General features: G+C 73.2%; 11 protein-coding genes. 2 read left to right on the plus strand and 9 right to left on the minus strand.

What is annotated here, in order from left to right; genetic code table 11:
• Position 1: 1 nt before the first annotated feature.
• The 6 genes from OG570_RS44020 to OG570_RS44045 form a co-directional block, all read right to left on the minus strand.
• Positions 2 to 811, minus strand: coding sequence for a DUF1295 domain-containing protein (locus OG570_RS44020; RefSeq protein ID WP_326954618.1), 810 nt, complete (start codon positions 809 to 811; stop codon positions 2 to 4).
• Positions 808 to 1,248, minus strand: a complete 441-nt coding sequence (locus tag OG570_RS44025; protein WP_326947964.1) for an SRPBCC family protein — start codon at positions 1,246 to 1,248, stop codon at positions 808 to 810. The genes OG570_RS44020 and OG570_RS44025 overlap by 4 nt, the downstream gene beginning before the upstream one ends.
• A gap of 120 nt (positions 1,249 to 1,368) precedes the next feature.
• Positions 1,369 to 1,908 carry a 2'-5' RNA ligase family protein gene (locus tag OG570_RS44030; RefSeq protein WP_326947963.1) on the minus strand — a complete coding sequence of 180 codons (540 nt, stop codon included), beginning with the start codon at positions 1,906 to 1,908 and terminating at the stop codon, positions 1,369 to 1,371.
• Positions 1,909 to 1,913: 5 nt separating this feature from the next.
• Complete coding sequence (locus tag OG570_RS44035; protein WP_247049289.1) at positions 1,914 to 2,390, minus strand: TspO/MBR family protein; 477 nt, start codon at positions 2,388 to 2,390, stop codon at positions 1,914 to 1,916.
• Positions 2,387 to 3,745, minus strand: coding sequence for a TIGR01777 family oxidoreductase (locus OG570_RS44040; protein ID WP_326954619.1), 1,359 nt, complete (start codon positions 3,743 to 3,745; stop codon positions 2,387 to 2,389). The genes OG570_RS44035 and OG570_RS44040 overlap by 4 nt, the downstream gene beginning before the upstream one ends.
• A gap of 105 nt (positions 3,746 to 3,850) precedes the next feature.
• Positions 3,851 to 4,378, minus strand: coding sequence for a hypothetical protein (locus OG570_RS44045; protein ID WP_247049285.1), 528 nt, complete (start codon positions 4,376 to 4,378; stop codon positions 3,851 to 3,853).
• Positions 4,379 to 4,536: 158 nt separating this feature from the next.
• Here OG570_RS44045 and qcrB point away from each other — a divergent pair, with 158 nt between their 5' ends.
• Positions 4,537 to 6,126 (plus strand): cytochrome bc1 complex cytochrome b subunit, encoded by a 1,590-nt coding sequence (qcrB, locus tag OG570_RS44050; RefSeq protein WP_326954620.1) that lies wholly within the window; start codon positions 4,537 to 4,539, stop codon positions 6,124 to 6,126.
• 13 nt (positions 6,127 to 6,139) lie between these two features.
• On the opposite strand, the gene OG570_RS44055 is transcribed toward qcrB, so the two are convergent.
• The 3 genes from OG570_RS44055 to OG570_RS44065 all read right to left on the minus strand — a co-directional run bounded on the left by OG570_RS44055 (position 6,140) and on the right by OG570_RS44065 (position 9,521).
• Entirely contained in the window at positions 6,140 to 6,991 is an 852-nt protein-coding gene (locus OG570_RS44055; RefSeq protein WP_326947960.1) for a MerR family transcriptional regulator, read from the minus strand.
• Between the two features lie 63 nt (positions 6,992 to 7,054).
• A complete protein-coding gene (locus tag OG570_RS44060; RefSeq protein WP_326954621.1) occupies positions 7,055 to 7,927 on the minus strand; it encodes an oxygenase MpaB family protein in 873 nt (290 codons plus the stop codon).
• Between the two features lie 214 nt (positions 7,928 to 8,141).
• Positions 8,142 to 9,521: a glycosyltransferase gene (locus OG570_RS44065; RefSeq protein WP_326954622.1), complete on the minus strand. Its 1,380-nt coding sequence runs from the start codon at positions 9,519 to 9,521 to the stop codon at positions 8,142 to 8,144.
• 53 nt (positions 9,522 to 9,574) lie between these two features.
• On the opposite strand from OG570_RS44065, the gene OG570_RS44070 reads away from it, so the two are divergent.
• The gene (locus OG570_RS44070; protein WP_326954623.1) at positions 9,575 to 11,632 is read left to right on the plus strand and encodes a glycosyltransferase family 4 protein; all 2,058 of its coding nucleotides are present in this window, start codon (positions 9,575 to 9,577) and stop codon (positions 11,630 to 11,632) included.
• Positions 11,633 to 11,651: the final 19 nt, after the last annotated feature.

An 11,651-nucleotide genomic window follows, 5' to 3' on the forward strand; every position in this document is an offset into this window, starting at 1 on the left:
CTCAGTCTCGTTTGGACGGTGGCCGCGGGAAGAAGAACGCCACCCGCTTCTGGTAATCGCTGTAGCCGGGGCGATCCTGCATGCGCTTCTCGGTGCGCTTGGCGCCGGTGGCGAACATCAGCAGGTAGCTCATCAACGCCGGCGCGGGCAACGTCCACAGGCCGGGCGACGACGCGGCCGCCGTCAGCCACGCGCCGTCCCACACCAGCGAATCGCCGAAGTAGTTCGGATGCCGCGACCAGCCCCACAGACCGGTGTCGAGCACCTCGGGCCGCTCGTCCTTGTCCCGCTGGGAGTACACCGTTTTCTGGTGGTCGGCCAGCGCCTCCACCACGGCCCCGCCGGCCATGACGGCCAGCCCGGCCGGGGCCAGCCACCGACGCTTGCCGCGCGGGAGGGCACTGGCGGCGGCCAGCTGCACCGGAGCCGACACCAGCAGCTGGCTCAGGCCCTGGGTGAGGAACACCTTGCCGACGACCGCCGGCGTCGAAGCGCCCTCCAAGAACTCGGTGTAGCGCGGATCCTCCTCGTCGCTGCCGCGCAGGCGGCTCAGCATCTGGCGTTCGAGCCGGGCCGCCCACGCGACGGTGAGCGCCGCCAGCGCCCAGCGCCGCCGGGCGTCACCGCGCCCGGCCAGCGCGCTCGTGACCGCCACGGCCGCCAGACCGGGACCCCAGACGGCGTCGGCGTAGTCGCGCCGGCCCTTGCGCAACGCGAGGACCGCGGTCGCGGCCTGCGCCGCCGTCACGACGGCGGCCGACAGCCCGGCCACCCGCCGCAGGTTCGCGGTGTCCGGCCTGCGCGGTCTCATCGCCGGGCCAGGCCGTTGAGCACGTCGGTCAGCTGCTTCTCGGTGTCGTTGCCCAGCTTTTCGAAGACCACCTTGCCCAGCGGGGCCGCGACCTTGGCCAGGCCGTTGAACTGCAGCTCGTTGGTGTAGGTGATCTCGGAGCCGGCGCCGCTGGGCGTGACGTCGATGGTCTCGGTCGAGGTGGCGGTGTCGTTGCGCCCGACCAGCACGACGCGGTCGCCGGCGAGCTGCTCGAGGGTGTAGGTCAGCTCGGTGCTGATGCCGGCGATCTTGGAGGTGTTGTGCCACGACGAGCCGACCTTCACCGGGCCGCTGTCGTTGCGGGTGCAGCGCTCGGTGCCGGGGTCCCACTCTTCGGCGTGGCCGAAGTCGGCCAGGTAGGGGACGACGACACCGGGAGCCGCCTCGACGGTGAACGTGCGGGAGACAGTGGTCATGGATCCACCCTTTCGATCAGCTTCGACAACGGTCTTGAGTTCCGCGCCGGGACGGATCCACCGGCTACCCCGGCACCGGCAACGACCAAACAACCCGCCCGGGTGACACGCCTCATGCGGTCACTCCCCTGCCCGCCGCACAGCGGGCGTCACGAAGTCCACGGAGGTCACCGGCTGCCACGGCCCGCCCAGGTACCGCCACACCGCGAGCCCGGTCGCCGAACCCGTCCGGGGCCCGAAGTCCGGGCGGAGCGCCTCGATGGTCGCCCTCGCCGTTTCACGGCTGACCTTGTTCTGGACGGTGACGTGCGGCTTCAGCGGCTGCGCGTCCTGCGCGGTCAACCACGATCGCCACCGGGTCCGCAGTTTCCCGTGCAGGGACGTCAATGCGGCGGCGGACAAGGCGATGGCGACGCCACCGCCGAGGGAGTAGACCCCGTCCACCGAGAAGGAGAACCGCGGGCACCTCGCCGCGATCTCGGCGCAGTCGGCGATGACGGCGTCCGCGTGCTCGCCCGGCAGCGCGTGGAAGAGCGTGACGTGCGCGCCCACCTTCAACCGCTCGGCCGGGAACCACGTCCGGCGCAGCTCGTCCCACGCCTGCTGGGATTCCCGGTCGACGGCGAGCGTGACCACCAGCGGCGGCTCGGCGGCCGGCACGCCGTTCAGTTCAGCACGACGATCGCGGTGTTGAGCGCCGTCGCGAACAACGTCCAAGCCAGGTAAGGGACCTGCAGCGCGGCGGCCACCCGCGAGCGGCGCCAGAACACCGCGACCGCACCGGCCACCGCGACGTCGAGGAGCACGATCTCGACCAGCGCGAGCGTGTAGGCGCCGGCGGCGAAGAACAGCGGTGTCCACGCCGCGTTGAGCACCAACCCGACCGCGTACCAGGTGAAGCCCGCGCGGGTTCCGCCGGCACGCCAGTACAGCCAGCCGGACACGGCGATCAGGACGTACAGGACCGTCCACACCGGACCGAACAGCCAGGACGGCGGCGCCCACGGCGGCTGCTCGAGCCCGGCGTACACCGCGCGCGAGGACGACGCGGCCAGGCCACCGACCACGGCCACAACGGCGACCGCGGCGAGGAACCCGGCCAAGGCGACCGGTGCCGGGGCGGAACGGTGCACGGTGGTCATACCGGTTCTCCCACGCTCGACGTGGCGGCGGCCGCTCCGAGCAGGTGCGCCAGCGCGTCGCCGAGCCGGGCGTGCCGGAAGACGTGCCCGGCCGCGAGCAGCCGTTCCGGCTGCACGCGCTGATCGGCGAAGGCCAGTTCGCGGGCGCCGTCCCGGCCGAGCAGCAGCCGCGGTCCGAAGTGCGGCACCTTCAGCAGCGCCGGGCGCTTGAGGGTACGGGCCAGGACCCGGGTGTACTCGACGTTGCGCACCGGCTCGGGGCTCACGGCGTTGACCGGCCCGTCGAGGCCGCGGTCGGTGAGCGCGCGCAGGTAGACGTCGGTCAGGTCGTCGAGGCCGATCCACGGCGTCCACTGGCGGCCCGCGCCGAGCGGCCCGCCGAGCCCGGCGGCGAACAGCGGGTACTGCAGCCGCAGCAGGCCGCCACGCGGGCTCAGCGCCAGGCCCGTGCGGACCTGCACCACCCGGATCCCGGCCGCCGCGGCGGGTTCGGTGGCCGCCTCCCACTCGGTGACGATGTCGGCCAGGGCGCCCTCGCCCGGTTTGCTGTCTTCGGTGAGGACGTCGTCGCCGCGGTCGGGGCCGTAGTAGCCGACGGCCGAGGCCGACACGAACACCCCGGGGCCGTCCGGGGTGCGGGCCGCCAGCGCGGCCAGCGCCCGGGTTGGGCCGATCCGGCTGTCCCGCACGGCTTTCAGGTGCCGGTCGTCGAACCGCCCGGCGACGGAGGTGCCGGCCAGGTGGACGACCGCGTCGACGCCGGCCAGCAGGCCGGTGGCCGGCGCGGCCGGGTCCCACGTGCGCTCGTCGCGGGTGCGCGCGGGCCGTCGCACCAGCCGGATCACCCGGTGCCCGCCGGTGGTCAGCAACGCCGTCAGCGCGGTCCCGACCAGTCCGCTCGCGCCGGTGACGGCCACGGTCAGCGGTTCGCGCCAGTACCGGTGCTGGGCGGCGAGATCGGCGGCGAGCTGACGGTGGCGGTAGGCGAACATCGACCGGAGCAGCGCGTCGGGCAGCGGCGTTTCGACGAGGTCGGTGACGACCGTCCGATCAGGACTGTCGGCGGCGAAGCGGTGGGTGTGGCGCCAGGACAGCAGGTTCGACAGCACCGGCGTGTCCAGCCGGTCGACGAACTGGTGCGGCGGCCGGTAACCGTCCGGGTCGTGGGCCGCCACCCAGCGCAGGCCGGCGGGCAGGTTCAGCCGCGCCCGGCCGTCGCGCAGGGAAGCGGCTTCGGCACCGACCTTGACGGGCTGCCACGGCGGCGTCAGCCGCACGATCGCCCCGGGCAGGCCGTGCCATGCGAACACCTCGTCGAGCGGGGCGGCCACCACGGTGGAGTACTCGAAGGTCACGCGACCACCTCCACGACGCGACTACGATCCGGACACCTGCGGAGCGTAGGTCGCGTACCGGGCCGTCGCACTCCGAGCGCGATGCAGATGCGATGCAAACCGGGTTCAGACTTCGGACAAGCGTGGTCGCCGCGCTACCACCGGCGGCCGTGACCACGGGGTGCGGCCCCAGGGCTTGGCGACCGACAGCCACGTCATGGCCAGGAAGGCGACGATGTTGAGCGCCGCGCCGTAGGCGAGCGGGCCCGCCACCGGGCTCTCGACGCCCGCGGCGGCCGCGGCGATGCTCTGCTCGACCCACACCCCGAGGCCGAACGTGCTGTAGCCGATCACGGCGACGGTCAGCACCAGCTTCACCAGGACCCACCAGAACCGGGTCAGTCCCCACTTCGTCAACGCCCCCAGCACGATCCCGCCGACCAGGGTGGTGAAGGCCGCCGGGATGACCACGAAGTCGTCGATGCGCTCGATCAGCCGGTAGGCGACCTCGCGGACGCCGGGCTCACCGGTGTACCCGGCGGTCATCGCGAGCACGACGTTGGCCGCGCCCGCCCCCAGCCAGCCGACGGACACCGCGACGTGCACGAACACCATCACCTGCCGCAGCCGCTTCCCGGCCGTCCAACGCCCCATTTCCCCATCGTGACCGACCGCGGCCACGCCCGCAGCGCGATCCGGCGAGGACGCGCCGTACGCGCTCCAACTTCGATGCACGGGCCCGGTCTTCGTTGCGCCGGCGAGGCGGCGGTGTGACGATCGCCGAGCGGGCAACCGCCGGAGGAGGGTCGCCGATGAGTTCACTCACCACGCCGACCAAGGGGTCGAGCGCGATCGAGCGGGCGGTGGGCGACGCCGCGGACAACGCCGATCAGCGCTACCGCCTGGCCAAGGGCCTGCGGCACCAGATGAACAAGGTGTTCCCGACCCACTGGTCGTTCCTGCTGGGCGAGATCGCGCTCTACAGTTTCATCATCCTGCTGCTCACGGGTGTGTACCTGACGTTGTTCTTCGACCCCTCGATGCAGGAGGTCGTCTACCACGGCAGTTTCACGAACATGCAGGGCCTGGAGATGTCGCAGGCGTTCCGGACGACGCTGGACCTTTCGTTCGACGTCCGTGGTGGGTTGTTCATGCGGCAGCTGCACCACTGGGCGGCGTTGATCTTCGTGGCGTCGATGGCGGTGCACATGCTGCGGGTGTTCTTCACCGGCGCGTTCCGCAAGCCGCGTGAGGCCAACTGGGTGATCGGTGGTCTGCTGCTGGTCCTGGGCTGTTTCGAGGGTTTCTTCGGGTATTCGCTGCCGGACGACTTGCTCTCCGGTACGGGTATCCGGGCGACGTTGTCGGGGATCGTGTTGTCGGTGCCGGTGATCGGGACCTGGATCCACTGGGCGTTGTTCGGTGGGGAGTTCCCCGGCGACCAGATCATCCCGCGCCTGTACACGCTGCACATCCTGCTGCTCCCAGGGATCATGCTCGCCCTGGTCGGGGCCCACTTGGCGCTGGTCTGGTACCAGAAGCACACCCAGTTCCCGGGGGTGCGCCGCAAGGAGACCAACGTCGTCGGCGTGCGGATCATGCCGTACTTCGCGCTCAAGGGCGGCGCGTTCTTCGTCATCGTGCTGGGTGTGCTGACGTTGATGTCCGGCCTGCTCCAGATCAATCCCGTGTGGAACTTCGGGCCCTACAACCCGTCTCAGGTCTCCGCCGGGTCCCAGCCGGACTGGTACATGGGCTGGGCCGACGGTCTCCTGCGGGTCTGGCCGGCCTGGGAGCTCTACCTCGGTGACCACACCGTGCCGCCGGTCTTCTTCGCCGGCGCCATCGGCATCGGCGTGCTGGTGACGGTCCTGCTGAGCTATCCCTTCATCGAACGGAAGCTCACCGGCGACCACGCGCACCACAACCTGCTGCAACGCCCGCGTGACGTCCCGGTCCGCACCTCCATCGGCGCGATGGCCATCACGTTCTTCCTCGTGCTCACGCTGTCGAGCTTCAACGACATCCTCGCCTTCGAGTTCGACGTCTCGCTCAACGCCCTGACGTGGGCCGGGCGGATCGGCCTGCTCGTGGGACCCCCGTTGGCCTACTTCGCGGCCTACCGGTTGTGCGTCGGCCTGCAGCGGGCCGACCGCGAGGTGCTGGAGCACGGCGTCGAGACGGGCATCATCAAGCGGCTGCCACACGGCGAGTTCATCGAAGTCCACCAGCCGCTCGGCGGCGTCGACCGCCACGGCCACGCGATCCCGCTCGAGTACCAGGGCGCGCCGGTGCCGAAGAAGATGAACAAGCTGGGCACCGCCGGCCACGCCGTACCGGGTTCCCTGCTGCGCCCGGACCCCGACGACGAAACCCGCGCTCTGCAACGAGGACGCCGGTGATCGCGCCGGCCGATCAGCTGCTGTAGACACCCAAAGCCGCCGCGAACGACGGCGGGAGCGGCTCGCCCACCGTCGGCAGCCCGTGCCACCCCGGGCCCGCCGGGCGCACCGGCACCCCTTCGGCGCTCAGGACGCGCAGGAACCGCACGTCGGCCGACTGCGCGGTCATCGACCAGACCACGACGTCGCGCGGGGTGAACCGGGCGGACATCGCCCGCAGGACGTCGACCGAGACCGGCCCGCTCAGGAACGCGGCCGCGGCGCCGTCGTCGCTCAACGCCGCGCTGAGCATCTTGACCGGCAGCTCGTGCCGCTCGGTCGGGCCGCAGACGAACAGCACGGGCGCCGAGCCCGGCAGCGCGGCCGCCGGGGCCGCGTACCGGTCGATCGCCGCCGAGGCCGTGGTGGCCAGCGCCCACTCGGCGACCATCGCCTGGCGGTCGTCGTGCTCGGCCCAGCGTTCACCGATGACGCGCAGCACCGGCGCGACGACCTCGGTCCACGTCTTGGCCACGCCCAGGCTGGTGAAGGCGTCGTCGACCAGCCCGCCGATCGTGGGCAGGTCGAAGGACTCCGCGGCTTCGGCGAGCCGCTCCCGGCGGCGCCGGACGGTCGTCTCGGCGGCCGAGCGCGACAGCACGAGCCGGGCCGCGTCGCGTGCGCTGGTCCCCTGCGCCTGCAGCGCCCGCATCCGGCGCAGCCGCTCGACGTCCTCCGGGGTGTACCGCCGGCGGTTGTTGTCCTCGCGCTGGGCGGCGCCGATCCCGTAGCGCTTCTCCCACGTCCGCAGGGTCACCTGGGACACCCCGAGCGTCCGTGCCACCTCGCTCGAGCCGAGCGAACGTGCTTCGGACGTATCGGTCACGTCGTCTCCCCGTGTTCGTCACAGCATACGTTGCATCGCGGCTGCATCGCCGGACGAAGAGGCTCAGGTGCCGGGCTCCGGCGCGGTCATGGCCCAGCGCACCGCCTTGACCAAGGCGCCGGCCGCGAGCCGGATGACCGTGGCCTCCGCCACCGGCAGGTACGGCAGGCGCAGCCGGGCCCGGGTCCACACCGGCAGCATCCCGACCGCGGAAGCCGCGAGCACGGCGTACGGAACCCTGGCGGGCCAAGGAATCGGCGGGGTGACGAGCAGGAACCGAGCCGCTTGGCGCGCGTCCGCGCTGCCCCGCAGCTCCGGCCGGTACGCGGCCAGCGCCCGGTCGAGCTCGTCGCGCGTCCGGGGTGGATCGAGGACGCCGAGCTTCTCGGCGACCAGCGCGGTCTCCGCGACGTAGCGGTCACATCCGGCCTCGTCGAGCGGATGTGCGCCGTAACGCTGGTGGGCGCGCAGGAAGCTGTCCGTTTCCGCGATGTGCACCCACTTCAGCAGGTGCGGGTCGTCGGCCCGGTAGGGCTGCCCGTCCTCGGTTGTGCCACGCACGCGCCGGTGCACGCCCCGCACGACCGCGACGGCCCGGTCGGCGTCGCCGGTGGTGCCGAACGTCGTCACGGCGAGGAACGTGCTGGTGCGCTGCAACCGGCCCCACGGGTCACCCCGGTACCCCGAGTGGGCGGCCACCGCGGCCATCGCCGACGGGTGCAGCGACTGCAGCAGCAGCGCGCGCAACCCGCCGACGAACATCGCCGTGTCGCCGTGCACCTGGCGGATCGCGCTGTCCGGAGCGAACCAGCGCGGTCCGGGCGCGTGGTGGATCCGGTCCCGGTTGCGTGGCCCGTCCGGGCCGGCCACCCGCGCGAAGAGCGCGTCGCGAGCCCGTTCCCGCACCTGCGCCACGCTGGTCAGCGACATCGTCATGGGCCCTGGTCTCCGTCCTGCCGAACCGTCCGGCCGAGTCACCGCTTCGATGCAACTGCGATGCAGATTCGACCCGCTGTCGGCTCTCTCGCATCGCCCGATCGACCTGTCCCCACTCAGCCTACCTGCCGAAACTCGACAGTCAGGCCGTTCCGGCGGGGACTCCGCGGTGGATCACCGCCGCCCGGGCGCGGGCGACCGCCGGATCTTCCACCTAGATTTGCATCGTCCTTGGATCGACGGCCGGAAGGTGACTCATGGCCGAGAGCAAGCTTCGAGCCGCCTCGCGCGGGCCACGTCCGGCGAGCAGCCGGTGCGCCGCCGCCCGGGTTCGATGAGCCGTCGCGAGCACGTCGGTCATGGCGTCGGTGACCGCGTGCGGGGTCAGGCCGTGCGGGTCGAGCACGCGACCGGCCGGGATGCGCTCCAGGTCGTGGGCGACGGCGAACTGGTCGCTGGAAAACGGCAACGCGAGCGCCGGTACACCCGCCGCGAGGCACTCGGTGAAGGTGTTGTTGCCGCCGTGGTGCACCACGGCGGCAATCCGGGGCAGCAGCGCCCGCTGGGGCACCTGGTCTTCGACCTCGACCCGGTCGTGCCCGGCGAACGCCGCCCGCACCGGCGCGACGCGGTCTCCGGCCGCCACCAGGACCGCGACGTCGGGGATCCGCAGCAAGCCGGTCACGACGGTGCGGAGCACGTCGTCGCGAGCCGACAGGAAGGTGCCGAACGAAACCAGGACGAGCCGGCGCCGCCCACCGTCGGTCGACCGGTCGACCCGCCGCACCCAGTCGTCGGTCAGGCGCGTCTCACCGACGTCACTGCAGTGCCCGGCGAACCGCAGCTCCGGTCCCCGCGGCAGGTCGGGCAGCCACGGCAGCTCGGGGTAGTTGAACAGCACCGCCTCCGGGGACGTCAGGCCGAACGCGCTGGGCGGCGCCGGCCGGGACGGGGCGTGCTCGGCCAGGAACGCCGTGAACAGCCCGGTGAACAGCCGGTCGTTGGCCTCGGCTTCGGCGCGGAGGCGAGCCAGCTCCCCGGCGCCGGGACGGATCGCGTCCGGCCAGTACGGCGGCAGCCCGAAGAAGCGCCCGGGACCGTCCAGGACGTAGCCGGGGTGACCGGGGCAGTACGCCGCCCAGCGGCGGCCGAGACCGTAGATCGCCAGGGTGACGGCGTAGGCCAGCTGGTCCACGAGGTACCAGTCCGGCCGGACCCGGTCGTCGAACTCCCGCACCGAAGCCAGCACCGCGGCAGGATCGGGCAGCATGTCGGCCCGCCGGTGCCGGGCCTGGGCGAGCAGCGCCGGGATCGCGCCCGCCCGCGTCGCGTCGAGGAACTCGGCCAGCCGGGCCGCTCCGGCGGCTTCCTGCTGGGTGCGCTCGGCGATGCCGGTGTTGGCGTTGTCCCCGAAGGCGAGCACGCCGAAGGGCAGCCCGTGTTCCTCGGCGAGGCCCGCGAACGCCGGCGCGCACGCGAAAGTCACGTCGGCGCCCTCGGCCGCGAGCGCGGCGCCGACCGTCGCGAGTGGACGCGCGTGCGACGCGAACGGCGGGCTCACCACCGCGATCCGCGGTCTCGTGGACGCGTTCATCCGTACCTCCTCCGTCTCCCCCGACCCTACGGCCTGAGCACTGGAGCCCAGCTGTGACGATCTCGGCGACCACGACCACCACGTACCCCACCGACGCGGTGGCCCGGCTGCGCGAACTCCGCCCCGGGGCGTCCCCGGACCGGATCGACGACGTCCGCCGCGCCCTCCACCCGTCGTTCGCCGGCCCGGCGCTGATCGAGTACGCCGGTGTCGCTCCGGCGCGGCACGACCCGGACTCCGCCTCGGCCGCCCTGCGCGCACTCGCGCGCGCACCAGTCACCGCGGCACCCGCCGAAGTCCTCGCGGCCACACCGGAAACCGGCGATGAGCTGACCGACTCCATGGCGACGGCGGTTGCCATGGACGTCTTCGGTGACGCTGTCGCCGGACACGGTTCGGCGGCCGCCGCGGCGGCGATCCGCGCGGCGGCGGCCGGTGCGTCACCGCGTCGCCGGATCCTGCTGCTGGACCTCGCCGAACGCCACGCGCTCCGCTGTTTCCCGGTGCCCGAGGTGGTCGCCGGACTCGACGGTGACCGCGGCTACCGGCACGCGGCGTTGCGCTACTTGTCCCAGTGCGCCGGCGACCCGGCGGCGGCCGAAGCGATCGCGTCGATCCGCGAACGAACCGACGACCCCTACGACCGCGTGCTGGCCTCGATCTGCCTGGCCCGGCTGGCCGACGTCCCGACCGACTCTCCTTTGTGGACGGTCCCGCCGCCGGACCGGCCGGGCCTGACCGTGGCCCAGTCGATGCTGCTGGGCTCGTTCGACCACCCGGGCGCCGGCGCCAGCGGCGGGCTGACGGTCCTGCTGCGCCACCTCGGGCACGCCCTCCCCCGCCGGCCGGGAATCGCCCGGGTGGTGACCCTGACCCTGCTGGGCCGGGACCGGCTGGCCGAGCGGCCCGCGCTGGCCGAGCCCGACGGGACCGGACACGTGGTGCTGCGGCTCCCGGTGGACGCGCCGGGCGCGCCGGCCCAGATCGACCTGTCCCGGCACCGCCCGGCGATCACGTTCCTGGCCCGGCAGCTGCTGTGGCTCTCGGGCTGCACCCCGGACGTCGTCCACGTGCGGTACTCCGACGACGGATCCGCCGCGATCGCCCAGGCCGCCCGCGCGCTCGGCGCCCGCACCGTGTTCACCCTCACCGCCGACCCGCACCGCTCGCTCGCCGAGCGGCACGCCGCCGCCGGTCCCGCGGATCCCGTCGCCGCCCGGTTCGACCTGCACCGGATGTACACCGCCGACCGGCTGGTCGCGACCGCGGACACCCTGCTGGGGCTGCCCGGCCGGCCCGGCGGCGAGCTCGCCGGGTACTTCCCGCGGCTGCGGGGGCGTGAACCGGAGTCCGTCGCCGAAGGGATCCCGCTGCTGCCCCGCGTGCCCACGGCCGAAGCCCGCCAGCAGCGCCTCGCCGAGTCCCTGTTCGCCCCGGCCCCCGGCCGGCCGCGGCTGGGCGACGCCGCCCGCGGCCTGCCGGTCATCCTGTCCGTGGGCCGGCTGCACCCGGTCAAGCAACAGGACCTGCTGGTCGAGGCCTGGCTCACGCGCGGCCTGCACCGGCAGACCGCGCTCGTGCTCGTCGGCGGCGACCCGACCGCCCCGAGCGCGGAGGAAACCCGCGTCCTCGACCGGATCCTGGCCCTGTGCGCCGAGCACCCCGAAGCGGCCGGGCGGCTGGCGGTGCTGCCCGCGATGGGCAACGAGGACGTCCGCCTGATCGAGCACGGCGTCACCCGGTGGCTCCCGGCGCCGACACCGCACCTCTACGTGTGCCCGAGCCGCAAGGAGGAGTTCGGCATCGCCGTGCTCGAAGCGATGGACGCGGGTCTGCTGGTGCTCGGTCCGCGCCGCGGCGGGCTCGGCCACTACGTCGAGCACGGCCGCAACGGCATGCTGGCCGACACCGCGACGCTGAGCCGGTTCGCCGACGGGCTGACGGCGTTCGTGCGCGCCGCGGCCGGTGATCCCGTCCGGGCGCGGGCCGCCGCGGCCGCCGGGCGCGCGACCGTGGCCCGGCGGTTCGGCATCGACCGGGTCGCCGGGCGCTTCGCCGACGTCTACCAGCACAGCGTCGCCGCGCCGCGGCACATCGTGCCGAGACGGTGAAGACCCTGCGTGGCCGGGA

Source organism: Amycolatopsis sp. NBC_01286 (assembly GCF_035982555.1).
Classification (GTDB): domain Bacteria; phylum Actinomycetota; class Actinomycetes; order Mycobacteriales; family Pseudonocardiaceae; genus Amycolatopsis.